The 22,576-nt window shown below is 73.3% G+C and carries 24 protein-coding genes and 1 pseudogene; 16 read left to right on the top strand and 9 right to left on the bottom strand.

Features of this window, described 5'->3' with window-relative positions; all coding sequences use genetic code 11:
* On the bottom strand, positions 1-270 hold a 270-nt coding region (locus CXY01_RS11365), incomplete at its 3' end, for an RICIN domain-containing protein (protein WP_146927555.1).
* A 161-nt stretch (positions 271-431) separates the two neighbouring features.
* Positions 432-536, bottom strand: a pseudogene (locus tag CXY01_RS11370) (transcriptional regulator); the annotation flags it as partial.
* A gap of 109 nt (positions 537-645) precedes the next feature.
* On the opposite strand from CXY01_RS11370, the gene aroA reads away from it, so the two are divergent.
* The 4 genes from aroA to CXY01_RS11390 are packed head-to-tail and all read left to right on the top strand — an operon-like array spanning position 646 to position 3,393.
* Positions 646-1,881, top strand: coding sequence for a 3-phosphoshikimate 1-carboxyvinyltransferase (gene aroA / locus CXY01_RS11375; protein ID WP_146927556.1), 1,236 nt, complete (start codon positions 646-648; stop codon positions 1,879-1,881).
* 9 nt (positions 1,882-1,890) lie between these two features.
* Complete coding sequence (locus CXY01_RS11380; protein ID WP_146927557.1) at positions 1,891-2,487, top strand: GrpB family protein; 597 nt, start codon at positions 1,891-1,893, stop codon at positions 2,485-2,487.
* A 31-nt stretch (positions 2,488-2,518) separates the two neighbouring features.
* Positions 2,519-2,956, top strand: coding sequence for a hypothetical protein (locus CXY01_RS11385; RefSeq protein WP_146927558.1), 438 nt, complete (start codon positions 2,519-2,521; stop codon positions 2,954-2,956).
* A 17-nt stretch (positions 2,957-2,973) separates the two neighbouring features.
* Positions 2,974-3,393 carry a DUF6314 family protein gene (locus CXY01_RS11390; protein ID WP_146927559.1) on the top strand — a complete coding sequence of 140 codons (420 nt, stop codon included), beginning with the start codon at positions 2,974-2,976 and terminating at the stop codon, positions 3,391-3,393.
* Here the strand turns inward: CXY01_RS11390 and arr are convergent.
* A complete protein-coding gene (gene arr / locus CXY01_RS11395; RefSeq protein ID WP_281285312.1) occupies positions 3,390-3,827 on the bottom strand; it encodes an NAD(+)--rifampin ADP-ribosyltransferase in 438 nt (145 codons plus the stop codon). The two genes, CXY01_RS11390 and arr, sit on opposite strands and share 4 nt — an antisense overlap.
* A 63-nt stretch (positions 3,828-3,890) precedes the next feature.
* The gene (locus CXY01_RS11400; protein ID WP_146927561.1) at positions 3,891-4,412 is read right to left on the bottom strand and encodes a hypothetical protein; all 522 of its coding nucleotides are present in this window, start codon (positions 4,410-4,412) and stop codon (positions 3,891-3,893) included.
* Between the two features lie 108 nt (positions 4,413-4,520).
* Between CXY01_RS11400 and CXY01_RS11405 the strand changes: the two genes are divergently transcribed.
* A complete protein-coding gene (locus tag CXY01_RS11405) occupies positions 4,521-4,961 on the top strand; it encodes an NUDIX domain-containing protein (RefSeq protein ID WP_246125267.1) in 441 nt (146 codons plus the stop codon).
* Positions 4,962-5,209: 248 nt separating this feature from the next.
* On the opposite strand, the gene map is transcribed toward CXY01_RS11405, so the two are convergent.
* Complete coding sequence (gene map / locus CXY01_RS11415) at positions 5,210-5,986, bottom strand: type I methionyl aminopeptidase (protein ID WP_146927563.1); 777 nt, start codon at positions 5,984-5,986, stop codon at positions 5,210-5,212.
* A 64-nt stretch (positions 5,987-6,050) separates the two neighbouring features.
* On the opposite strand from map, the gene CXY01_RS11420 reads away from it, so the two are divergent.
* Positions 6,051-6,320, top strand: coding sequence for a helix-turn-helix transcriptional regulator (locus CXY01_RS11420; RefSeq protein ID WP_146927564.1), 270 nt, complete (start codon positions 6,051-6,053; stop codon positions 6,318-6,320).
* Between the two features lie 2 nt (positions 6,321-6,322).
* Entirely contained in the window at positions 6,323-7,552 is a 1,230-nt protein-coding gene (locus CXY01_RS11425) for an MFS transporter (protein WP_146927565.1), read from the top strand.
* A 14-nt stretch (positions 7,553-7,566) separates the two neighbouring features.
* Here CXY01_RS11425 and CXY01_RS11430 read toward each other — a convergent pair whose 3' ends face one another.
* Positions 7,567-8,010 carry a CD225/dispanin family protein gene (locus CXY01_RS11430; protein WP_146927566.1) on the bottom strand — a complete coding sequence of 148 codons (444 nt, stop codon included), beginning with the start codon at positions 8,008-8,010 and terminating at the stop codon, positions 7,567-7,569.
* A 188-nt stretch (positions 8,011-8,198) separates the two neighbouring features.
* Here CXY01_RS11430 and CXY01_RS11435 point away from each other — a divergent pair, with 188 nt between their 5' ends.
* The 3 genes from CXY01_RS11435 (at position 8,199) to helR (ending at position 11,949) form a co-directional block, all read left to right on the top strand.
* Positions 8,199-9,392, top strand: a complete 1,194-nt coding sequence (locus CXY01_RS11435) for an NAD(P)/FAD-dependent oxidoreductase (protein WP_146927567.1) — start codon at positions 8,199-8,201, stop codon at positions 9,390-9,392.
* A 2-nt stretch (positions 9,393-9,394) separates the two neighbouring features.
* Positions 9,395-9,592: a hypervirulence associated TUDOR domain-containing protein gene (locus CXY01_RS11440; protein ID WP_146927568.1), complete on the top strand. Its 198-nt coding sequence runs from the start codon at positions 9,395-9,397 to the stop codon at positions 9,590-9,592.
* 152 nt (positions 9,593-9,744) lie between these two features.
* Entirely contained in the window at positions 9,745-11,949 is a 2,205-nt protein-coding gene (helR, locus tag CXY01_RS11445; RefSeq protein ID WP_222594539.1) for an RNA polymerase recycling motor ATPase HelR, read from the top strand.
* Here the strand turns inward: helR and CXY01_RS11450 are convergent.
* Both CXY01_RS11450 and CXY01_RS11455 read right to left on the bottom strand, forming a co-directional pair.
* Entirely contained in the window at positions 11,900-12,595 is a 696-nt protein-coding gene (locus tag CXY01_RS11450) for an RraA family protein (RefSeq protein ID WP_146927570.1), read from the bottom strand. The genes helR and CXY01_RS11450 overlap by 50 nt on opposite strands.
* A 17-nt stretch (positions 12,596-12,612) precedes the next feature.
* Positions 12,613-13,233, bottom strand: coding sequence for a LysE family translocator (locus CXY01_RS11455; protein WP_146927571.1), 621 nt, complete (start codon positions 13,231-13,233; stop codon positions 12,613-12,615).
* 106 nt (positions 13,234-13,339) lie between these two features.
* On the opposite strand from CXY01_RS11455, the gene CXY01_RS11460 reads away from it, so the two are divergent.
* The 3 genes from CXY01_RS11460 to CXY01_RS11470 all read left to right on the top strand — a co-directional run bounded on the left by CXY01_RS11460 (position 13,340) and on the right by CXY01_RS11470 (position 20,187).
* Positions 13,340-13,792 (top strand): Lrp/AsnC family transcriptional regulator, encoded by a 453-nt coding sequence (locus CXY01_RS11460; RefSeq protein ID WP_146927572.1) that lies wholly within the window; start codon positions 13,340-13,342, stop codon positions 13,790-13,792.
* A gap of 133 nt (positions 13,793-13,925) precedes the next feature.
* Positions 13,926-19,277, top strand: coding sequence for a nidogen-like domain-containing protein (locus CXY01_RS11465; RefSeq protein ID WP_146927573.1), 5,352 nt, complete (start codon positions 13,926-13,928; stop codon positions 19,275-19,277).
* 31 nt (positions 19,278-19,308) lie between these two features.
* Complete coding sequence (locus CXY01_RS11470) at positions 19,309-20,187, top strand: hypothetical protein (RefSeq protein ID WP_146927574.1); 879 nt, start codon at positions 19,309-19,311, stop codon at positions 20,185-20,187.
* An 8-nt stretch (positions 20,188-20,195) separates the two neighbouring features.
* Here the strand turns inward: CXY01_RS11470 and CXY01_RS11475 are convergent, their stop codons facing one another.
* Positions 20,196-21,182 carry an aldo/keto reductase gene (locus CXY01_RS11475; RefSeq protein ID WP_146927575.1) on the bottom strand — a complete coding sequence of 329 codons (987 nt, stop codon included), beginning with the start codon at positions 21,180-21,182 and terminating at the stop codon, positions 20,196-20,198.
* Between the two features lie 171 nt (positions 21,183-21,353).
* Between CXY01_RS11475 and CXY01_RS11480 the strand changes: the two genes are divergently transcribed.
* The 3 genes from CXY01_RS11480 to CXY01_RS11490 are packed head-to-tail and all read left to right on the top strand — an operon-like array spanning position 21,354 to position 22,572.
* On the top strand, positions 21,354-21,752 hold the full coding sequence (locus CXY01_RS11480; protein WP_146927576.1) for a (R)-mandelonitrile lyase: 399 nt from the start codon (positions 21,354-21,356) through the stop codon (positions 21,750-21,752).
* Positions 21,749-22,126 (top strand): DUF2255 family protein, encoded by a 378-nt coding sequence (locus tag CXY01_RS11485; protein ID WP_146927577.1) that lies wholly within the window; start codon positions 21,749-21,751, stop codon positions 22,124-22,126. The genes CXY01_RS11480 and CXY01_RS11485 overlap by 4 nt, the downstream gene beginning before the upstream one ends.
* Before the next feature lie 50 nt (positions 22,127-22,176).
* Entirely contained in the window at positions 22,177-22,572 is a 396-nt protein-coding gene (locus tag CXY01_RS11490; protein WP_146927578.1) for an SRPBCC family protein, read from the top strand.
* The last annotated feature ends 4 nt before the right edge of the window (positions 22,573-22,576 follow it).

The raw sequence follows: 22,576 nt of genomic DNA on the forward strand, positions 1-22,576 counted from the left end.
TTGGGCGCCGTCGTTGCGGGTCCACTGGGTGATGCGGGCGCCGTCGGCGGTGGACAGGTTGTACACGTCGAGGGCCTTGCCGCTGGTGCGGTTGACCAGGACGTACCACGCCGTGGTGTCGACCGTCGCGGCGGTCGCTGCGGGCGCCGCGACCATCGCGACCGCGCCCGTGGCCGCCACCGTCAGGGCGAGGAGCAGCGCCTGCCAACGGCGGCTCGAGCGGCGCCGGGACGTTCGGGTGACATCGGTATCGACATCGTTGTCGATCATGACGGTCTCCTGCTGCGGGTGTGGAGCGTGTCGGGGCCCGGAGTGTTAGCGCTAACATGCCGGGTTTTCCCGACACCCTGGCACAGCGGAGAGCGCCTGCGACCGGCCAGCGGCCGAGCAAAACGATTACGCGACGGAGGTCGCCGTGCGGTCGGGGCGGGTCACGGGTGCGAGTGCCGGTCGATCCCGAGGGTCGCGACGAGGTCCTCGTGCAGCTCGAACCACACGCGGTGGCAGGAGTCCACGTCGGTGCGGTCGACCCAGCCGCCGTCACCCGCGACGGCCCGCCGCCGTGCTGCGGTGGACCGGCTTCCCGCCGACCGCCCGGCCGTAGCCTTCCCACGCGCGCACGGCCACTCGCTACAGTCGCGGACCATGGCTGTCGTCACCGTCCCGGGGTCCAAGTCCGTGACAGCGCGGGCGTTGCTGCTCGCCGCCGCCGCGGACGGTCGTACGACCCTGGTCGACCCGCTGCTCTCCGACGACACCGAGGCGTTCGTCCTCGGGCTGCGCGCGCTCGGGTACCGGCTGGACACCGACGGTCGGGAGTGGACCGTCGACGGTCGACCGCAGGGGCCGAGCTCGACGGAGGCCGACGTCTTCTGCCGCGACGGGGCCACGACGTCGCGGTTCCTCCCGGCCCTCGCCGCCACGGGGCACGGTACCTACCGGTTCGACGCCTCGGACCAGATGCGTCGTCGGCCCATGGCACCGCTCACCCAGGCGCTGCGCTCGCTCGGTGCGGACCTTGTCTTCCACGGGGAGCCCGACCACCACCCGTTCGACGTGGTCGCCGACGGGGTCGACGGCGGCCGGCTCGTCCTCGACGCCGGCACGTCGTCGCAGTTCCTGACGGCGCTGCTGCTCGTCGGTCCCCTGTTCCGCGACGGGCTGACGATCGAGGTCGCCGACCTCGTCTCGGTGCCCTACGTCGGCATCACGCTCGCGATGATGCGCGACTTCGGCGTCGAGGTCGCCGTCGACGGCCGCACCTACACGGTCCCCGCGGCGACGTACCGCGCGCGGACCTACCAGGTGGAGCCGGACGCGTCGTCGGCCAGCTACTTCTTCGCGGCCGCCGCGCTGCTGGGCCGCACGGTGACGGTGCCGGGTCTCGGGCACGAGGCCGTGCAGGGCGACCTGGCATTCGTCCGGGTGCTCGAGCAGATGGGCGCCGACGTCCGTCAGACGAGCTCGGGCACGACCGTCGTCGGGGGCCGGCTGCACGGCGTGACCGTGAACATGCGGGACATCTCCGACACCATGCCGACGCTCGCCGCCATCGCCCCGTATGCGGACGGCCCGACCACGATCGTGGACGTGGCGAACACGCGCGTGAAGGAGTGCGACCGGCTCGAGGCGTGCGCCGGCAACCTCCGGCGGCTCGGGGTGACGGTGGACACCGGCCCGGACTGGATCCGGATCCACCCGGGCACACCGGTCCCCGGCCGGGTCGAGACGTTCCGGGACCACCGCATCGCCATGGCGTTCAGCATCGCGGGCCTGCGGACGCCGGGGATCACGCTGAACGACCCGGCGTGCGTCAAGAAGACGTTCCCGACGTTCCACGACGTGCTGGCGGAGGTCGTCACGGAGCTCGTCGGTCGCTAGCCTCGGGCGGTGGTCAGCGCCGAGGAGATCGTCCGTCAGCATCCCTTCGACCCGGACGGCGTCGAGTGGCTCGTGCCGCCGCAGCCCGGCGACATCACCGTCGTCGACTACGACCCCTCCTGGCCGGCGACGTACGCGCTGCTCGAGGACCGTGTCCGTGAGGCGCTGGGCGACGACGTGCTGGCGCTCGACCACGTCGGGTCCACGTCGATGCCGGGCCTGGCGGCCAAGCCGATCATCGACCTCGACCTGACCGTGGCCGACTCCACCGACGAGTCGCGCTACCGGCCGCGGCTCGAGGCCGCCGGCTTCGCGCTGATCCTCCGCGAGCGCGCGTGGCACGAGCACCGTCTCTACCTGAGCGACGAGCCGCGCGCGCACCTGCACGTCTGGAGCCCCGACTGCCCGGAGGCGGTCCGGCACCTGCTCCTGCGCGACTGGCTCCGCGAGCACCCGGAGGACCGCGCGGCGTACGCGGCGGCCAAGCGTGCGGCGGCGGACCGGCTGCGGGAGGGAGGCGGCCTGGCGATGGACTACAACGAGCTCAAGGCGCCGACCATCCGCGACATCCTCGACCGCGTCTTCCGCGCGCACTCCCTGCTCTGACGCACCCGAGCAGCGGCTACCTTCGTCCACCATGAGCGGTCCCCACGTCGTCCTCACCGTCGCGGTCGTCGTGCTGGTGCTGGGTGTGGTCGCTCTGCCCGTCGGCATCCGCCTGCTGACCCGCGCCCGTGCCGTCCCGCGGATCCGGCTCCCCGCCCGCGCCGTCAGCAAGGTCTCCGTCCTGGCCGGTGACGTCATCACCGTCGAGTACCCCGGTCCCGACGGGGCGCCACTGCGCCGCGAGGTCTTCGCGGCGTTCCGCCAGGGCCTCGGGGCGACGCCGATGTTCCACGGGTACGTCTACGTCAACCCGGCCGACCCCACCGACGTGAAGACCCGCCCGCAGGGCAAGGTCGGCCCGGGCTGGACGGTCACCATCGTCGGGATCGTGCTGCTGGTCGTGGGGATCCTGCTGCTGCTCGTGGCGCTCGTGGGCCTGTGGGCGCAGAGCATCCCGGTCGTCGGCTGACCGGACGGGGCTCGCTCGTGACTGTCGAGAGGTTCGCCGGGGTGTGGCCGATCGACCGGGCCATCGCGGACGGGCGCGCCGGGCTGGAGGGTCACCTGGACGGGACCGCGCGGTGCGAGCCGACGGGCGACGGCGGCCTGTCGTGGGTGGAGGAGGGGGTGCTCTCGCTCGGCGGTGACGTCCGGCCGGCGGGTCGGCGGCTGCTGCTGCGGGACGCGGGCGGAGCGTGGGTCGACGTGCTGTTCGGCGACGGCCGCCCGTTCTACCGGTTCGAGCTCCTCGACGACCACTGGGCAGGTGAGCACGGCTGCGGTGACGACGCCTACACCGTGGCCGGACACCTGGTCGGGGCGGACTGCTTCGTCGAGGTCTGGCACGCCGTCGGCCCCCGCAAGGACTACCGCCTCACGACGACGTACCGACGCGTCGTCTCCTAGTCGTCGATCTCCGCGGTGCCGGACCGCTCGAGCTCGTCCAGGTGGTCGCGCATCATCGTGAGCTGCTCGGGCGTGTGCCCTACCCAGTCCTCCACCTCGCCGACGACCCGGACGGGTTCGCGCGTGCGGTACGACCGGGTGGGGTTGCCGGGGAACCGCTTGTCGGTGACGTTCGGGTCGTCCTCGAGCGCTCCGGTCGGCTCCACGACATAGATCCGGCCGCGTCCCTCGCCCTGGGCCAGCTCCGCGCCCCACGTCGCCGCGTCGAGGGTGGCGGTCAGGTAGACGTGCCCAGCCGTCCTGCCGCCGCCGTAGTTGGAGCGCCGGCCCGGCTCGAGGACGTCGCCGACCCGCAGGTCCGCCTTCGTGCCGTGGAAGAGGGCCCCCGACTCGTGCACCTCGAAGGGCTGCGGACCGGTGGTCATGCGCTCCATCGTGTCATCGCCCCGGCCCGGCACACCACGCCCGAGGTGCCCACCGAGCCGGGACGGCGACCGTCACTGGGCGGGCACGCAGCCGCCGTCGGCGATCATCCCGTCGGTCTCGACCTCCGCGTGCTCCCCGTCCAGGGTCCCGACGAGGCACAGCCCACCGACGGAGATGATCACACCGATCGACGACGCCGCCGCAGGGTCTCCGGCCGCCTCCACCCACGGCGCGTCGCGGTCGAACCCGGCGGCCTCCAGCGCGTCGCGCACGGCGTCGACCGAGAGCGGTCCGCCGACGAGCGTGGCGAGCGCCGCCTGCGCGGCGGCCCGCTGTGGCTCGACCTCGGTGCGGCTCTCGTCGGTCGGCTCGAACCGCTGCCGGTACGCGTCGTTCTGCGCCATCATCGCCTCGCCGTCGTAGGGCACGCAGTCGTCCGGCATCTCCTGACCCTCGTAGATCGGGCACGCCGCGGTCGGCGTCACGGACGCGGACGGGTCGGCGGCCCCCGAGCGAGCGGCGCGGGACGCGCAGCCGCCGACGAGCACGAGGGCGACGAGCAGGACGAGGGCGGCGCGTAGTCGGACGGGCATGCACGTCAGGCTCGCACCCGTCGTCGGCGGATGTCGTCCGGTCGGCGCGATCGTCACCGGACCGAGACCGAGCCGTGCCCGCCGGGTGCTGCCTGCCAGACTCGCGTCGTGACGACCTCCCTCACACCGCCGCCCGTGCACGTCGTCGGCGGGCTGCTCGTCGCCGAGGGCCGGGTGCTGCTGGGGCATCGCAGCCCGCACCGCCGGTGGTACCCGGACGTCTGGGACGTCCCCGGCGGTCACGTCGAGGCGGGTGAGTCGGGCCGTGCTGCGCTGGACCGCGAGGTCCGCGAGGAGCTGGGCGTGACGGTGGGGTCGGCACGTGAGCACGAGCGGATCCGCGTGCCGGGGCGCGCGGCGACCGACCCGGCCGTCGAGCTGGACCTGTGGCTGGTCACGTCGTGGACCGGGACGCCGGTCAACCGGTCGCCCGAGGAGCACGACCAGCTCGCGTGGTTCGGCCTCGACGAGCTCCCGACGGCGACGCTCGCGCACCCGGCGCTGGAGGGCCTGCTCCGCGGGATCCTGACCGACGGGACACCGCCGTGATCGTCTGGCTCAACGGCACCCACGGCGCGGGCAAGACGACGGTCGGCGCGCTGGTGCAGCCGCTGCTCCCGGACGCTCGGGTGCTCGACGCCGAGAAGGTCGGCGAGACGCCTTCCGGCTCCAGTACCTCGAGCCCTACGCCGAGGCGGCGCGCACCTGGCTGCATGCCGAGGCGGAGGTGGTCGACACCACCCACCTGACGCCGACGGAGGTCGGGGCGCAGATCGCGGAGGCGGTCGGCTGACCGCTCACGCGGCCGTGCGCCGGGTGAGGATCTCGGCGCCGTCGTCGGTGATCGCGACGGTGTGCTCGCTGTGGGCGGTCCGGCAGCCGGTCGCGCTGCGCAGGGTCCAGCCGTCGGCATCGGTGACGAGCTCGTCGGTGTCGACCATGACCCAGGGCTCCAGGGCGAGCAGCAGACCCGGCCGCAGCGTGTACCCGCGTCCGGGGCGACCGGTGTTGGTGACGTGCGGGTCCTGGTGCATCGTCGACCCGATGCCGTGCCCGCCGAACTGGGTGTTGATCGGGTACCCCGCCTCGCCGAGCACCGTGCCGATGGCGTGGGAGAGGTCGCCGATGCGTGCACCCGGCCCGGCGACCGCGATCGCCGCGGCGAGCGCACGCTCGGTGGCATCGATCAGCGCGACGCTCTCGGCGGGCCGCGCGCTGCCGACGAGGAAGCTGACGGCCGAGTCGGCGGCGATCCCGCCCGTGGAGACGGCGAGGTCCAGCGTCAGCAGGTCACCGTCGGCGAGCGTGTGGTCGCGGGGCCGGCCGTGCAGCACGGCGTCGTTCACGGACGTGCAGATGTAGTGGCCGAACGGTCCGCGCCCGAACGACGGCTCGTAGTCGACGTAGCAGGACACCGCACCGGCCTCGAGGATCATGTCCTTGGCCCACCGGTCGATGTCCAGGAGGTTGGTGCCGACCGTGGCGCGGTCCTTGAGGGTCTGCAGGATGTGCGCGACGAGGGCACCGGTCTCCCGCGCTCGGGCCAGCTCGGTGGCGCTCAGGATCTCGATCATGCGGCGTCCTTCGTCGGGGACCAATAACTATCCCGGCAATGTTATACCGGCTACGATCGGCGCCATGGTCAGGCTGCCGCTCACCCCCGAGGAGATCGAACGCGGACGGCGTCTCGGTGCGCTGCTGCGCCGCGCACGAGCACAGCGCTCGATGCTCGACGTCGCCCTCGATGCGGGCGTCTCGCCCGAGACGCTCCGGAAGATCGAGACCGGCCGCGTCGCGACCCCGGCGTTCCCCACGATCGCGGCGATCGCCGCCGTCCTCGGGCTCTCGCTGGACGCGGTGTGGGCGGAGGTCAGCGCGCCAGGAGCGGCGGAGCGGCTGGCGTCGTAGGGGTGACCCTCGGCAGCGAGTACCGCCGGATCTGGGCCGGCAACGCATCGTCGAACCTGGCCGACGGCATCACGTTCGTCGCACTCCCGCTCCTGGCGGCGACGCTCACCCAGAGCCCGCTGGCGATCGCCGGCCTCGCCGTCGCCTACGCCGCCCCGCGGGCGCTCTCCGTGCTCGGGATCGGGGTGCTGATCGACCGGGTGGACCGGCGGCGGCTCCTGTACCTCGCGAACTTCTCCCGCGCGGCCCTGTTCGCCGCTCTCGCCGCGCTCGTGCTGACCGGAGCGACCCCGCTCGCGGTGCTGTACCTCGTGTACGCCGTGCTGGGCGTGGTCGAGACGCTCTCCGACAGCGCGGCGTTCGCCGTCCTCCCGCAGGCGGTCCGACCCCGGGGTCTCGACCGGGCGAACTCGCAGGTCGCGGCCACGCAGACCGTCGTCGACGAGTTCGTCGGCCCTCCGCTCGGCGGCCTGCTCTTCGCCGCGGCGGCGTTCGCGCCGTCCGCGCTCACGGCGGCGGCCTACCTCCTCGCCGGGTTCGCGTTCTGGCGGCTCCGGGGCACGTACGTGGTGCCTCGCGTCGAGGGTGCAGGACCGTCGGACGGGGTGCTCCGGGCGATCCGCGAGGGAGCGGTGTGGACCTGGCGGCACCGGGTGGTCCGTCTGCTCGTCGTCGTGGGCGCCCTCGCGAGCGTCGCGTACATGATCCCGTTCTCGTACCTGGTCCTCTACGCGCAGGACGAGCTCGGGCTCGGACCGACGGGGTACGGCCTGCTGCTCTCGTTCTCGGCGCTCGGGGGCCTGCTCGGCGCGGCCGTGGCCTCCCGCCTGCGCCGCCGGATCGGGTACGGCGCGACCATCGTGTCGGCGCTCTGCGTCGGTGCGCTCGCCTTCGCGGTGCTGTCGATGACGACGAACCTCGTCGTCGTGGCGGTCGCGCTCGCGGCCTACATCGCGCACGCGGTGGTGTGGAACATCATGGCCGCGTCCGTGCGCCAGAAGGCGACGCCCGCGTCGATGATGGGCCGCGTCGGGTCGGTGTCCCGTCTGCTCGGGCTCGTCGGGCTGGCGGTCGGTGCCGTCGTCGGCGGTCTGCTGGCGTCGGCCTTCGGCTACCTCGTCCCCTTCGCCGTCGCCGGGGGGCTGTTCGCGGTCGCCGCCGCGCTCTGCGTGGTCCAGCGCGGCTGGTTCGCCGCATGGGAGCAGAGCGAGGAGCAGCCGGAGAGCCCATGACGCGCGAGCGTCGGCTACCGGTCGGAGCCGGGGCTGTCCGGGAACATCGGGCTGACCTCGTCGTCGAACGAGCGCTCGTCGCTCCAGCGCGGCCCGTTCCCCCAGTCGCCGCCGTTGTAGTCGTGCACGGCGACGATGGCGATGAGCGCCCAGAGGATCGAGGCGAGGATCGAGAGCACGATCAGGGCGGCGCCGACGATGACGCTGATGATGCCCCAGCGGCGCGCGTTCGAGGCCTCCCGGTCGGCCGTCACGGCATCCGCGGCGCCGATCGCGCGAGCCGCACGGTGCGAGGCGAGGAGCGCGGGGATCCCCGTGGGCCAGAACAGGATCATCGCGGCGATGACCCAGCCGACGGGTGCCGACGTGACGGGGCTGGTGGCCGGGGGCGGCGGCGTCGGCGACGGCGTCGTGAACGCCGGGTCGGGGGTCGGACGGGGGATGGGCTCGGTGGTCATGGTTCCTCCGGGGACGTCTCGGCTGGTCGTTCTCACGGTAGGACGCCCGCCTGGGAATGCCCTTTGAGTCCGGCTGTGCCAGCGAGACCGCACCCAACTCGGGCGGTGGGCCTCGGTCACCTCGGCGCGCGTCGCCGCGTGACGGCACTTACGGTGTCTCGACGCGGCTCCCGGAAGGCGGTGTGCTCATGGCCGGACCCCGGCACCATGACGTCCTGGTGGTCGGCGGCGGCAACGCCGGCATCTCCCTCGCCGCGAAGCTGCGGCGCGACGGCTGCCGGGACGTGGCCGTCGTCGAGCCCAAGCAGGTGCACGAGTACCGGCCGCTCCTGTCGTACGTCGCGTCGGGCATGGCGACCCTCGACGACCTGCGCCGGCCGCAGTCCGAGGTGATCCCCCGCGGGGTGCGGTGGCACTCCGACGCGGTGGTCGGCATCGAGCCCGAACGGTCCCTCGTGCGGCTGGCGAGCGGGAAGGAGCTGACGTACACCGACCTCGCCGTGTGCCCCGGCTCGCGCGTGGACTGGGACGCGATCCCGGGCGCCGAGGAGGCGATGGGCACACCGGCGGCGTCGACGAGCTACCTGCCGGAGCTCGCGCCCGGGACGTGGACGAGGCTCTCGTCGCTGGTGGCCGGGACCGCGGTGTTCGCGATCTCCGACCGGCACGTGCCCTGCGCACCGGTCGGCCTGAAGCCCCTGTTCACCGCCGCCGACCACTGGCGCCGGACCGGCGTGCTCGACGCGATCACGATCGAGCTCCTCGTCGCCGGCGACCGCCTGGTCGACCTGCCGCGTGCCGACGACGAGCTGCGCGCCGCCGCGGAGTCGTACGGCGTGCACGTGCGCACCGGGACGAGCGTCGAGTCGATCGACGCGTCGACCCGGTCGCTGCGGGTGCGCACGCCCGACGGACCGACCGAGGTGCGCTACGACGCCCTCTACCTGGCGCCACCCCACCGGGCGCCCGACTGGCTGGCGTCCAGCGGACTGACCTCGCCGGCGAGCGACGGCTTCCTCGCCGTGGACCCCTGGACCCTGCAGCACCGCGACCACCCGACGGTGTGGGGCCTGGGTGACGCGGCGTCCGTCGATGCCCTGCCCTCGGGCGGGGCCCTGCGCAAGCAGGTGCCGGTGGTGGCGCACAACATCGCGGCCCGGCGGACCGGCGCGACGATGCGGCGGTACGACGGGTACTCCATCGGCCCGGTGACCACGTCGCGCCGCAGGCTCCTGCTCGCCGAGTTCGACCGCGACGGCCGGCCGGAGCCGACGACGCCGGTGCCCGACCTGGTGCGGCCGCGCCGCAGCCTGCTGCTATTCGACCGCTACGTGGAGCCACAGGTGTACTGGCACCGGCTGCTGAAGGGAAAGGTGTCGTGAGCATGCGCAAGGGGCAGAAGGTGCACTGGAACACGTCGCAGGGTCGGACCACGGGCACGACCGTGGAGCGGCGCACGTCGGACTTCACGTTCGACGGGCAGCAGTTCCGGGCCTCCGACGACGAGCCGTACTGGATCGTCGAGTCCGAGAAGACGGGCGCCCGGGCGGCGCACAAGGAGTCGAGCCTGACGCCGGCGTGAGCGGGCATCAGAACGGCGGGCACCGGATGACCGGTCCCGCCACTTTCAAGGTATAGCCGACAGGGGGTCTTGCGGCAAGGCCCCCGTCGCGGCGCAGAATCTCCGACCGTGCCCGGGTCGTGCCCCCGGGCGGGCGACCCAGTGCGGAGCTGATGACGACCGTGACCCCTGTGACCACCAGCGCGTTCCACCTTCCCGACGACCTCGCCGCCAAGGCGGACCCGGCGTCGATCGGGCCCGACGAGGAGCACTTCGCGGCCGTCGCGACCACCCTCGCGCAGTCGATCGCCGAGCTGACCGAGCGGCTCGACACCGCACGCCGGGCCCCCGGGCGGGGCGGCACGATGGCGCTGGAGCGCGACCAGGAGATCCACCGGCTCAGCTCCCGGCTGCGCACGCTGCGGCGGTTCGGCCTCGACCTGTGCCTCGGCCGCACCGTCGGCGCGGACGGCGAGACGGTGTACGTCGGGCGGCTCGGTCTGACCGACAGCACGGGACGGCGGCTCCTGCTGGACTGGCGCTCGCCCGCGGCCGAGCCGTTCTTCGGGGCGACCCACGCCACCCCGATGGGCCTGGTGAGCCGCCGCCGGTACCGCTGGACCGGTGGCCGGGTCAGCGACTACTGGGACGAGGTGTTCACGGCCGAGGGCCTGCGCAGCAGTGCCGCGCTCGACGACCAGTCGGCGTTCGTCGCCAGCCTGGGGGCCGAGCGGTCGGACCGGATGCGGGACGTGCTGGGCACCATCGCTGCCGACCAGGACGCCATCATCCGCGCGGGGTCGGCCGGCGCGCTCGTCGTCGACGGCGGTCCGGGCACCGGCAAGACGGTCGTCGCGCTGCACCGCACGGCGTACCTCCTGTACTCCGACCCGCGCCTCGGTCACCGCCGCGGCGGCGTGCTGTTCGTCGGCCCGCACCAGCCGTACCTCGACTACGTCGGCGACGTCCTGCCCAGCCTCGGGGAGGAGGGCGTCCGGACGTGCACTCTGCGGGACCTCGTCGCGGAGGGTGCCACGGCAGCGGTCGAGACCGACCCGGAGGTCGCCCGGCTCAAGGCGTCCGTGCAGATGGTGCGCGCCATCGAGCCGGCCGTCCGGTTCTACGAGAAGCCCCCGACGAAGGGGCTGGAGGTCGAGACCTCCTGGTTCGACGTCTGGGTCAGCGCCGACGACTGGGCCGAGGCGTTCGAGGCGCCGGAGCCCGGCACCCCGCACAACGAGGCGCGCGAGCAGGTGCGGGACGCCCTGCTGGAGATCCTGGTGGACAAGGTCGACGACGAGGAGGTCGAGCGTGACCAGCTCCGCCGGGCGCTGCGCGCGAGCACGGACCTGAACGCGGCTCTCGACCGGGCGTGGCCGCTGCTCGAGCCGACGGATCTCGTCGGGGACCTCTGGACCGTCCCGGCCTACCTGCGGCTGTGCGCCCCCGGGCTGACGCGGGACGAGATCCGGGTGCTGCAGCGCTCCGACGCCCAGGCGTGGACGGTCTCCGACCTGCCGCTCCTCGACGCCGCCCGCCAACGGCTCGGTGACCCGGAGGCGTCCCGGCGTCGTCGTCGCCAGGAGGCGAGCCTGGCCGCCGAGCGTGCGTACATGGACACGATCGTCGACGACCTCATCGCGACCGACGACTCCGAGCTCAAGCTCATGTCGATGCTGCGCGGAGAGGACATGCGCGACAAGCTGGTCGACGAGTCGGCCCTCGCGACGGTCGACCCCGACGCGCTCGCGGGACCGTTCGCGCACGTCGTCGTGGACGAGGCGCAGGAGCTAACGGACGCGGAGTGGCAGATGCTGCTGCGCCGGTGCCCGTCGCGGAGCCTGACCGTCGTCGGCGACCGCGCGCAGGCGCGGCACGGGTTCGCCGAGTCGTGGCAGGACCGGCTGGAGCGCGTGGGGCTGCACCAGGTGGAGCTGGCGTCGCTGAGCATCAACTACCGGACGCCGCAGGAGGTGATGGCGGAGGCGGAGCCCGTCATCCGCGCGGCGCTCCCGGACGCCAACGTGCCGACGTCCGTGCGGAGCACCGGTGTCCCCGTCCGGCACGGCGCGGCCTCGGAGCTGGGCGTGATCCTCGACGCCTGGCTCGCCGAGCACGCGGGGATCGCGTGCGTGATCGGTGACCCGACGTTCGAGGGGACGTCCCGGGTCCGCTCGCTGACCCCGGAGCTGGCCAAGGGTCTCGAGTTCGACCTGGTCGTCCTCGTCGACCCCGAGTCGTTCGGCACCGGCGTCGAGGGGGCGGTCGACCGCTACGTCGCCATGACCCGCGCGACGCAGCAGCTCGTCGTCCTCACGAGGACGCCCGTCACTCCTCGATCGCCGCGTCGAGGGAGCGCAGGTGCTGGCGGAAGGTGATGCCGTCGCGCTCGCGGGCGACCAGGTAGTCGTCGAAGCGGGTCTGCTCGCGCAGCGTCGTCCCCGACAGCATGCGCTCCGCCTGGCTGCGCTCGGTGTCGCGGATCCGGGCGGCGACGGCGGCGAGCTCCGTCGCGCGCGCCGCCGGCACGAACACCACGCCGTCGTCGTCGGCGAGGACGACGTCGTCGGCGGTGACGATGTGCGGACCGCACCAGGCCCAGGCCAGGGCGTCCGCGGCCTGCGGGTCGAGGCGCTCCGGTCCGTTCGGGTACGCGCCCAGGCTCAGGACCGGCAGGGCGATCTCGCGCAGCTGGGCGGTGTCGCGGTGCAGCCCCCAGATGACGATGCCGGCCAGGCCCGCGCGGGCGACCTCGAGGGCGACGAGGTCACCGACGCAGGCCTCGTCGGTCCGGCCCTCGTTGTCGACGACGAGCACGTCCCCCGGCTCGGCCTGCCCGAGCGCCTCGAGGAACACGTCGACGCTCCCGACGTGCCGCACCGGGCGGGCGCGGCCGACGAGGCGGATGCCGTCCCACGCCGGTCGCAGGGTCGCCGGGGCGCACCGGACGGTGACGCCGAGCCGGAGGCACGCGTCGGCCACGTGCGCGGTCGTCAGGTCGTCGAGCACTGCGGCTGCATCCATGGGGGCATCTTCGCCGGTCAGACGAGCGCCTGCTCGACGATCAGCGCGACCCCGAGCCCGGTCATGACGACCGCCGACGTCCGCGACACCACCCGGGCCGCCCCCGGACGGGCGGACAGCACCCGCTGCGCGGTCACCGCGACGGTGAGGTAGACCGCCGCGCAGGTCGCGAGGTGCACCAGTCCGAGCACCGCGACCTGCGCCCAGACCGGCCACGGCGCTGACGTCGACGTGAACTGGGGCAGCAGCGCCAGGATCAGCAGGAGCACCTTGGGGTTGAGGCCGCTGACGCCGAACCCCTTCCACAGCCACCGTGCGCGGGAGGACCCGGTGGCGGCGTCGATGCTCTCCTGCGGCGGTGCCGACCGCGTGAACGTCTGGAACCCGAGCCACAGCAGGTAGGCACCGCCGACGAGGGTCAGCGCGCCGAGCAGCCCGGGGGCGCCGGCCACCAGCGCGCCCACGCCGGCGGCCACGAGGACGGTCGCCGCGAGGTGCCCGGCGAGCATCCCGCCGACCGCCGGCAGGGCGACCCGGCCGCGCAGGCCGGCGCTGATCGCGTACGCCCAGTCGGAGCCGGGCGCGACGACGAACACGAACGAGACCGCCCAGAACGCGAGCACGTCGGCAACGTCCATGGCCAGCTCCCTCCGCTCGATGCCAGGAGGAACGCTATGGCGGGAGCGGGCGAAGGTGGTTCCGACTTCTTCGCGACGCGGCGGCGCTCGTGGAAGGATCTTCCGCATGGACGCGATCGACCGACAGATCCTTGCCGAGCTGCAGCGCGACGGCCGTCAGACGCTGACCGACCTGGCCGAGCGCGTCCGGCTCAGCGTCTCTCCGTGCCACCGCCGGCTGCGCGCCCTCGAGCAGTCCGGGGTCATCACCGGCTACCACGCACGCATCGACCCGGCCGCGCTCGGCCTGACGTTCGAGGCGCTCCTCTTCGTCACCATGCGCGAGGCCACCCGCACCTCCATCGCGACGTTCGAGACGGCCGTCGCCGAGCTGCCGAACGTCCTGCTGGCCCAGCGCCTGTTCGGCGACCCCGACTACCTGCTGCGCGTCGTCGCCAAGGACCTGAGCGACTACCAGCGCCTCTACGACGAGGAGCTGTCCGGCCTGCCGGGCGTGCAGCGGGTCAGCTCGACGCTCGTCATGCGATCGGTCGTCGAGGATCGCCCGCTGCCCCTCTGACCGTCAGGAGGCGCCCGAAACTGCCTCCGATCAGGTGAAGCGTGGGCACAATCCGCCCGCCTCCGGGCAGCCGCTGGCTAGGTTCGGGCTCGCCCTGGAGCCGTCCCGGGCCATCCAGCTCAGGGGGAACGGCATGCCTGCAGGGCGCGCTCGCGGACGCACGCACACACTTGTCGCCGGGCTGGCCGTGGCGGCCACCGCGCTCGTCGGTCTGGTGGTTGCGCCGGCGGCGCATGCCGCCCCGGGGGCGGTCCTCGATCTGCCCGGCTGCTCGGACAACATCCTGGGGCGCAACGACGACTCGTCGACCGGGGTCGTGGACCTGCCCTTCGAGCTGAACTTCTACGGCGAGGGCTACGGCCAGGCGTTCGTCAACAACAACGGCAATATCACGTTCGACGAGCAGCTCGGCACGTACACGCCGTTCGGGCTCGTGGCGACGATGCGGCCGATCATCGCGCCCTTCTTCGCAGACGTGGACACCCGTGGCGGCGCCGGCGTCGTCACGTACGGCACCACGACCTACAGCGGCCGAACGGCGTTCTGCGTCGTGTGGCCGGAGGTCGGCTACTACCCCAACGCGGTCGACAAGCTCAACACGTTCCAGCTGCTCCTCGTCGACCGCTCGGACCGCGGCGACGCGGACTTCGACATCGTCTTCAACTACGACCAGGTCGAGTGGGAGACCGGCTCGGCATCGGGTGGCAACGGCGGACTCGGTGGCAGCTCCGCGCACGCCGGCTTCTCGAGCGGCTCCGGGACCGCCGACACCTCGTACTCCTTCGCGGGGTCCGGGATCAACGGCGCCCTCCTCGACTCGTCGGCCACAGGGCTGGCCCACGGCAGCCGCGGGTCGTCCGTGCCCGGTCGCTACGTCTTCTCCATCACCAACGGCTCACCGAACCATCTGGCGCGCCCAGCCGAGGAGCTCAACGGCATCCGGCTGAGCTCGTTCTACGTGAGCGACCCGGTGAACTCCGCCACGGGCAACCTCGTGCTGCCGGTGACGGACCTGGACGCCGTGGGCGGGCGCAGCGGCTTCGACGTCTCCCGTACCTACAACTCCCGTGACGGACGCACAGGCCGCTTCGGATCCGGCTGGTCGAGCCTCCTCGACGTGCGGCTGACCCCGGCCGACGGCGGGGTGCTCGAGCTGGCCGAGCCCGACGGCCGCATCGTCTCGTTCACGCCGGACGGTACCGATGGCTGGTCGACGCCCGAGGAGTTCGCGGGCGTCCCGACGCAGGACGACCAGGGACGCGACCGCATCGACTTCGTGGACGGGTCGTCGTGGACGTTCGACGACGAGGGTGGTCTCTCGGTCGTCCGCGACGCCGTCGGGACGGAGCTGAGCCTCGTCCGGGACGCAGCGGGCGACGTCGTCCGGGTGGTCGACTCGGCTGGTCCGGAGCTCACGGTGACGTCGAACGGCACCGGGCAGGTCACGCACATCGAGGCGTCCGACGGCCGCACCGTCCGGTACGCGTACGACGGCGCCGCGCTGACCGGTGTCACGGACAGCCTGGGCGGCGTCACGACCGCCACCTACGACGGTGCCGGACACCTGCTGACCCAGGTCGGACCGGACGGTCGCGAGGTCATGACCAACACGTACGACACCGCCGGCCGGGTGCTCACCCAGGTGGTCGGCGGTGGCGAGGTGTCGTTCACGTACGACGACCTCGAGGGAACCACCGTGGTCCGTGACGCCCGCACCGGGGAGCAGACGGTCGTCGCGCACGACACGCAGGGTCACCCGACGGCTCTGACGGACGCGGCCGGCGAGCGGGTGACCCTGGAGTACGACGCGCAGGGCAACCTCGTGTCGTCGACGGACCGCAGCGAGGCCACGACGACCGTCACCTACGACGAGGACGGCAACGTCCTGTCCGCGGTCGACGCGCTGGGCGGGAGCCAGACCTGGGAGTACGACGCTCTCGGCAGGGTGGTCGGGCACACCGACGCCGGCGGCGCCACCACCACCTTCGGGTACGACGGGGACGAGCGCCTCGCCGCCACGACGACGACGGCCGACGGCGCGGTGACCCGGTCGGTCGTCGACGACGGGCGCCTCCTGTCGGTGACCGACGCCGACGGCGTCGCGCAGGCGTTCGAGTACGACGCGGTCGGCAACGTCTCGGCGCTGGTCGACGGGCTCGGTGGCCGGACCACCTACGAGCGCGACGCCGCCGGACGCATCGTCACGCAGACCAGCGCTGCCGGTCGCGTGACCTCGTACACCTACGACGCGCTCGGCCGCACGACGCGCGTCACGGACGCTGCGGGGACGCGCTCGTACACGTTCGACGCCGTGGGGCACGTGCTCACCGAGACCAGTCCGACCGGTGGCGTGACCACCTACGAGCTCGACGACCAGGGCCGTCAGGTCACGGCGACGAACGCCGTCGGCGACACCGGGCGCACCACCTACGACGACGCCGGTCGCATCGCGACGACCGTGGACGCCCGCGGCGGCACCACCACGTACGCGTACGGCGTTCTGGGACGCGTCGAGTCGGTCACCGGGCCCACCGGCGAGGTGACCTCCTACGACTACGACGCCGACGGACGCGTCGCGACGGTCACCGACGCCGCCGGCGGGGTCACCTCGCAGGAGGTCGACGCGCTCGGGCGCATCACGTCGGCGACGGACGCCGCGGGCGGCGTGCGGACCTACGAGTACGACGCCCGCGGCGCCGTCGCGGTCGCGGTCGACCCGGAGGGCGGGCGCACCGTCGCCGAGTACGACGTGCTCGGCCGCGCCGTCGCCGTCACCGACCCGACCGGGGCGACCAGTCGTACGGCGTGGACACCGGGCGGCCGGGTGGCGTCGAGCACCGACGGCTCGGGCGTCACGACGACGTACGGCTACGACGCTGCCGGCAACAACGTGACGGTGCAGGACGCCCTGGGTGGTGTGCACCGGATGGCCTACGACGCGGACGGCCTGCTCGTCGGCGAGACCACCGCCGCCGGCCGGTCGGTGACGTACGGGTACGACTCCGCCGGACGCGCCGTGCGGACGGCCCGGCCCGACGGCTCCGCCGAGGTGCGCGAGCTCGACGCCGCCGGGAACCTCGTCGGGCTGGTCCAGCCGACGGGCGGTCGGATCGCCTACGGCTACGACGCCGCCGGCCAGCTGACCTCCGCCAAGGACCCGCTGGGGGCGACGACGACGTACGTCTGGACGGCGGGTCTGCTCACGTCGACGGTGGACGCGTCAGGCGCGGCGGAGACGCGGACGTTCGACGCCGCCGGACGGCTCGCGACGGTGACCGACCGCAGCGGTGGCACCACGACCTACGGGTACGACGCCCTGGGCCGCACCTCCGCAGTGGTCGACGCCACCGGACGGACCGAGCGACGCACGTACGACGCCCTCGGCAACCTCACGCTGCGCACGTACCAGGGCGGCGCGTCGGTGGCCTACACGTACGACGCGAACGGCGTCCGGACGTCGATGACCGACCCGCGCGGCACCACCACGTACGAGTCGGACGCCGTCGGCCGCCTCGTGCGGAAGGCCGGCCCGGACGGCGCCCAGGCCTGGGCGTACGACGCGGCCGGGCGGACGTCGTCGGTCACCTACCCCGACGGCAAGGTCCTCACCCAGGCCTACGACGGCGCCGGTCGCCGGGTGTCCGCGACCCACCCGACGTGGGGCACCGCGACCTGGACGCTCGACGCCGACGGTCGCGTGACCACGGAGAGCCTCCCGCGTCAGCAGTCCCGCACGATGACCTACGACGGCAACGGGCTGCTGAGCCGGGTCCGCCAGTCGATCAGCGGGGCCTCGTCGGACGTGCGGATCACCCGCGACGCCGCCGGGCGCATCACCGGGACCGCGACGACGGGCGGGTTGGCCGCGGGGACGTCGAGCTACCGCTACGACGCCGCCGGCCAGCTGGTCTCCGCGCGCACGTCCGACCTCAACCTGCTCACCCCGGCCGCCCAGGCGTGGACGTACGACGCCACGGGCAACCGGGTCACGGAGACGACGGACGGCGTGCAGACCCGATACGCCTACGACGCAGGGCGCCGCCTCGCGTCCGAGACCACCCGCGGGCGCACGACGACGTTCGGGTACGACGCCGCCGGGCGTCGCACCAGCGAGAACGGGTCCGGCACGTCGCAGACGTTCACGTACGACGCCGCCGGGCGCCTCGCCACCACCGCCACACGGGAGGGTCTCCTCTCCGTGACCGAGCGCCGCACCTATGACGGTGACGGCCTGCTGGTCGGCACGGCGTCGACGCGCGGCTCGCGGACGGTGGCGACCGCGCTCGCGTGGGACCCCACCGGGCCGACCCCCGAGCTGCTGGCGACGACCGCGTCGGGGCGTTCGCAGTCGTACGTGCACGGTGTGCTCGGCCCGCTCGGTGTGGTCCGCGCCAACGGGACGACGGCGAGCTTCGCCAAGGACGCCTTCGGGTCGGTCACGACGACCCTGACCACGGCCGACGTGGCGACGGCAGCCGGCTACGACGCCTTCGGCGAGGCCGACCTGAGCCTGTCGCTGTCCGACCTCACCCTGACGCCGACGTTCGGCTACCGGGGCGAGCTCACGATCGGCGACGACTACTACCTGGTCGAGCGCAGCTACGACCCCGAGACCGGTCAGCTGCTCAGCCCCGACCCGGTCAGCCAGCCCGGGGGGTCGCCGTCGGCGACCAACGAGTACGCGTACGTCGCCAACGACCCGCTCGACCTAGTCGACCCGCTGGGTCTGAGCCCGATCGCTGACGCGTCCATGGCCGGTCTGGGGGTCGGCTCGGTGGTCGCGTCGGCCACGCCGTCCGCGCCCGACATCACCGAGTGGTCGGCGCAGCACCGAGCGGTGCAGGTGCACTTCGCCGCGGTGAAGCGACCGGACGCCCGCCTCGAGGTGTGGGTGCCCAACGCCGGGGTGAACGGGAACGGTGGTCGCGCCGACATCGTCGACGACCCCGAGATCTGGGAGGTCAAGACCGCCCGCTGGCACCGTGACCCCGTCAAGCGCCAGATGGCCGTCAACCAGCTCGCCGCCTACGTCCGTCATCTGCCGGGCACGACGGGTGCCGTGTACGGCCAGTACTGGTTCCCCTACCAGCGGGGACAGATGGTGGTGCAGTCCTACGGCATGCGGGGCATGCTCTGGTACTACTTCCGCGCCGGCCAGACACCCCGGGTCCCCGTCCCGGTGCCGGTCCCCGTGCCCGTGCCGGTCCCCGTCCCCGTGCCGGTGCCCGTCCCGCAGCCGGCACCCCAGCCGGCCCCGAGCTCACCGAGCACGGGATGGCAGCCGCCGAGCTGGCTGGGCCCGGTGGTCGGCGGGATCGTCGTCGTCGGTGGCGTCGCGCTCATCGTCGGCACGCTCGCCGAGGACGTCGCCACGGCAGGCGTGGGGATCCTGGACGACCCTGTGACGCTGGCGGCAGGTGGTGGGATGGTCACGTGGGGCTGGGCGACGCTCTTCGGGCTCGGAACCGTCGCGGCTACCTCCTGATGCGGTGACGACGGACGGGTGAGGGGTGGGCATGGGCGGCGAGGACGAGGCCGGCAGCCGGGAGCTCGCGATGTTCGGCGGCGTGGCGGTCCAGTCCGGTCGACCTTCGGACCAGGACGTCGTGGCGGTGCTGCGGGACGGTGTCGAGCACGTCGTCGCGTCGTGCCTCGGGGTCGACCTCACGTGGACGACGACGGCGGTCGTGGCGTCCGACGACCTGTCGACCGGGAACGCGGACATCGGCCGGCCGGGGCTCGACTGGGCCTTCGCGCTCGGGCGCGGTGAGCCGCTGCTGGCGGTGACCCTGTCCGCGACGGCGACTGCGTTGGAGGGCTACGACTGGCACCCGCGATGGCTCCCGGTGACGGTCCGCGCGACGATGCCGGTCGACGTCCCCCACGGTCGGGGTGATGGCGGCGGTCTCGTCGTGGGGCTCTCGATGCACCGCTGGGCGCTGTACGGGGGCGGCGACGACCTCGTCCGCGTGGCGGATGTGCTGACCCCGTGGCTCCTGGACTCTGCGGACAGGCTCGATGCCGACGCTGGGTACGCGACGCTCGACCGCGTGACCGCCGAGGACGCGGAGAGCCCGTGGGAGCGTGTGACGGGGTGCCTGCCGGCGCTGCGGGACGTCACGCGGACGCTCTGGGGATACGGCTGGGGGACCTTGCTGTCGCCGGTCCACGTCGACGCCGTGGGCGGGCGCGTGGTGCTCGACTCCTTGCGCGAGGTGCTGCCGGCCGTCGTGGTTCGCGACGTCGGCGGCGGACGGACGTGGCTGACGCTCGGGCCGGATCCTGCGGCGGTCACGCCCCAGGACGTCGCGACGCTCCGCAGCGTGCTCGCGCCGGCGCTGCCGCGCGGGTCACGCTCGGTCGATCGTCCCTCCGGGGAGCACCTGATCGTCTGACGGCCCGCTCAGAGCCCGACCATCGCCATGCCGTTGTCGTCGTAGCGGTTGCCGGCGACGCCCACGGTCGAGGCGAGGCCGTCGAGCTCGGCGCGCTCGTCGGCGGACAGCGCCACGGTGGTCGCGTCGGCGTTCTCCCGGACGCGCTCGAGCCGACGGGTCCCGGGGATGGGCACGATCCAGGGCTGCTGGGCGAGCAGCCACGCGAGGGCGACCTGCCCCGGTGTCGCCCCGTGGCCCTCGGCGAGGGCACGCACGTGCTCGACGAGAGCGGCGTTGGCGTCCCGGTTCTCGGCCGTGAACCGCGGCACACGGTTGCGGATGTCGCCCTCGGCGAAGGTGGTCGACGAGTCGACCGTCCCGGTGAGGAACCCCTTGCCCAGGGGGCTGAACGGCACGAACCCGATGCCCAGCTCCGCCAGCGTCGGCAGGACCTCGGGCTCGGGGTCGCGGGTCCACAGGGAGTACTCGGACTGCACGGCGGTGACCGGGTGCACGGCGTGGGCGCGACGGATCGTGGCCGCACCGGCCTCCGAGAGCCCGAAGTGACGGACCTTGCCGGCGGCGACGAGCTCGCCGACCGTCCCGGCGACGTCCTCGATGGGCACGGCCGGGTCCACCCGGTGCTGGTAGAAGAGGTCGATCACGTCGGTGCCCAGCCGGCGCAGCGACGCGTCGGCGACCCGGCGGATCTGCTCGGGCCGGCTGTCGGTGCCCTGCATGCGACCGTCGACGATGTTCCAGCCGAACTTCGTCGCGACGACCACCTGGTCCCTGACGGGTGCCAGGGCCTCGCCGACGAGCTCCTCGTTCACGTACGGGCCGTACACCTCGGCGGTGTCGACGAACGTGACGCCGAGGTCGACCGCACCCCGCAGCACCGCGATCATGTCGTCGCGCGAGCCCGGGTTGGGGCCGTAGCTCATCGACATGCCCATCGCGCCGAGGCCGACCGCCGAGACCTCGAGCCCCTGTCCGAGCGTCCGTGTGTGCATGTCCAAGCCTCCGTGGTCTCGCGAACGGACCTCGACCGTACGACGGTCCTGGCCGACGAGGGAGGTCCTGCCAGTACGCGTCACGGCAGGGCCTCCCGGGATGACGGGCTCTGCGGTTGCATGGAGGCAGCGGTCCGACGCCGAACGAGCACGCCGAACGAGGAGGACACGATGGAGCTCAGCACCCCGGCACCGACCACGAAGGGGCCGTCCCGGTGGTTCACCGGTGACGTCTGGTTCGACGTCGTCGCAGCGCCCCCGGCGCCGTCGCGGCTGCGGGTCAACCTGGTCCGGTTCGCGCCCGGAGCTCGCACGTTCTGGCACTCGCACGCCGTCGGGCAGTCGCTGCGGGTGACCCAGGGCGTCGCGCGCGTCGGCACGCGGGACGGCTCGGTGGTCGAGGTCCGGCCCGGTCAGACGCTGTGGTGCCCGCCGGACGAGGCGCACTGGCACGGCGCCGGACCGGACGGGTTCATGGAGCACCTGGCGATGTGGGAGACGACCGACGCACGCGACGGGTCCGAGACGACGTGGGCCGAGGAAGTCTCCGACGAGGAGGCGCACCGGTGAGCGCGTGGTCCGCCGACGCCCTGACGGCCATCGGCGCCGCCGACGAGCTGCGCATCGCGTCGTACCGGCCCGACGGCACGCTCCGTCCTGCGGTGCCCATCTGGGTGGTCCGCGTCGGCGACGACGTCTACATCCGGTCCGCCTACGGCCCGGACAACGGCTGGTTCCGCCGGGCGCGGACGTCCGGGTCAGGCAGGATCGCCGTTCCCGGCCTGGAACAGGACGTCGTGTTCGCCGAGCCGGCGCCCGACGTGCACCCCGCCCTCGACGCGGCGTACCACGCCAAGTACGACCGGTACGGGCCGGGGATCGTGGGCACCGTCGTGGGACCCGACGTCGTCCCCGTGACGCTCCGGGTGCTGCCGCGGGAGTGATCGGAGCCTCGGCCCACGCCCGTGTCGGGGGGCGGTGGCACGATCGACGGATGACGGAGTCCCGGCACCTGAGCGTGTCCATCGACCGCCCCCTGTCCGACGTGTACGCGTTCGCCTCCGACCCCCGGAACCTGCCCCGGTGGGCGCCCGGGCTGGGCAGCGAGATCGAGCCGGACGGCGACGGCTGGTTCGTCGAGACGTCGCAGGGCCGGGTGGGTCTCACGTTCGCGCCGCAGAACGAGTACGGCGTGCTCGACCACGTGGTGCGGACCCCGTCGGGGGAGACGGTCTACGTGCCGCTGCGCGCCGTCGCGGACGGCGACGGGTGCGAGGTGGTGTTCACGCTGCGCCGCGGGCAGGGGATGTCGGATGCCGACCTGGACCGGGACACCGCACTGGTGACCGCCGACCTCGCCCTGCTCAAGCAGCTCGTCGAGGCGCTCTGACCCG

It is taken from the genome of Cellulomonas xylanilytica, assembly GCF_007989805.1.
GTDB classification, from domain to species: Bacteria; Actinomycetota; Actinomycetes; order Actinomycetales; family Cellulomonadaceae; genus Cellulomonas; species Cellulomonas xylanilytica.

Bases quoted from the DNA above. Each gene is read 5' to 3' on its own strand.
- aroA (WP_146927556.1), top strand. From the start codon at position 646: ATGGCTGTCGTCACCGTCCCGGGGTCCAAGTCCGTGACAGCGCGGGCG.
- CXY01_RS11385 (WP_146927558.1), top strand. From the start codon at position 2,519: ATGAGCGGTCCCCACGTCGTCCTCACCGTCGCGGTCGTCGTGCTGGTG.
- arr (WP_281285312.1), bottom strand. From the start codon at position 3,827: ATGGAGCGCATGACCACCGGTCCGCAGCCCTTCGAGGTGCACGAGTCG.
- CXY01_RS11400 (WP_146927561.1), bottom strand. From the start codon at position 4,412: ATGCCCGTCCGACTACGCGCCGCCCTCGTCCTGCTCGTCGCCCTCGTG.
- map (WP_146927563.1), bottom strand. From the start codon at position 5,986: ATGATCGAGATCCTGAGCGCCACCGAGCTGGCCCGAGCGCGGGAGACC.
- CXY01_RS11420 (WP_146927564.1), top strand. From the start codon at position 6,051: ATGGTCAGGCTGCCGCTCACCCCCGAGGAGATCGAACGCGGACGGCGT.
- CXY01_RS11430 (WP_146927566.1), bottom strand. From the start codon at position 8,010: ATGACCACCGAGCCCATCCCCCGTCCGACCCCCGACCCGGCGTTCACG.
- CXY01_RS11435 (WP_146927567.1), top strand. From the start codon at position 8,199: ATGGCCGGACCCCGGCACCATGACGTCCTGGTGGTCGGCGGCGGCAAC.
- CXY01_RS11440 (WP_146927568.1), top strand. From the start codon at position 9,395: ATGCGCAAGGGGCAGAAGGTGCACTGGAACACGTCGCAGGGTCGGACC.
- helR (WP_222594539.1), top strand. From the start codon at position 9,745: ATGACGACCGTGACCCCTGTGACCACCAGCGCGTTCCACCTTCCCGAC.
- CXY01_RS11450 (WP_146927570.1), bottom strand. From the start codon at position 12,595: ATGGATGCAGCCGCAGTGCTCGACGACCTGACGACCGCGCACGTGGCC.
- CXY01_RS11455 (WP_146927571.1), bottom strand. From the start codon at position 13,233: ATGGACGTTGCCGACGTGCTCGCGTTCTGGGCGGTCTCGTTCGTGTTC.
- CXY01_RS11460 (WP_146927572.1), top strand. From the start codon at position 13,340: ATGGACGCGATCGACCGACAGATCCTTGCCGAGCTGCAGCGCGACGGC.
- CXY01_RS11465 (WP_146927573.1), top strand. From the start codon at position 13,926: ATGCCTGCAGGGCGCGCTCGCGGACGCACGCACACACTTGTCGCCGGG.
- CXY01_RS11470 (WP_146927574.1), top strand. From the start codon at position 19,309: ATGGGCGGCGAGGACGAGGCCGGCAGCCGGGAGCTCGCGATGTTCGGC.
- CXY01_RS11475 (WP_146927575.1), bottom strand. From the start codon at position 21,182: ATGCACACACGGACGCTCGGACAGGGGCTCGAGGTCTCGGCGGTCGGC.
- CXY01_RS11480 (WP_146927576.1), top strand. From the start codon at position 21,354: ATGGAGCTCAGCACCCCGGCACCGACCACGAAGGGGCCGTCCCGGTGG.
- CXY01_RS11490 (WP_146927578.1), top strand. From the start codon at position 22,177: ATGACGGAGTCCCGGCACCTGAGCGTGTCCATCGACCGCCCCCTGTCC.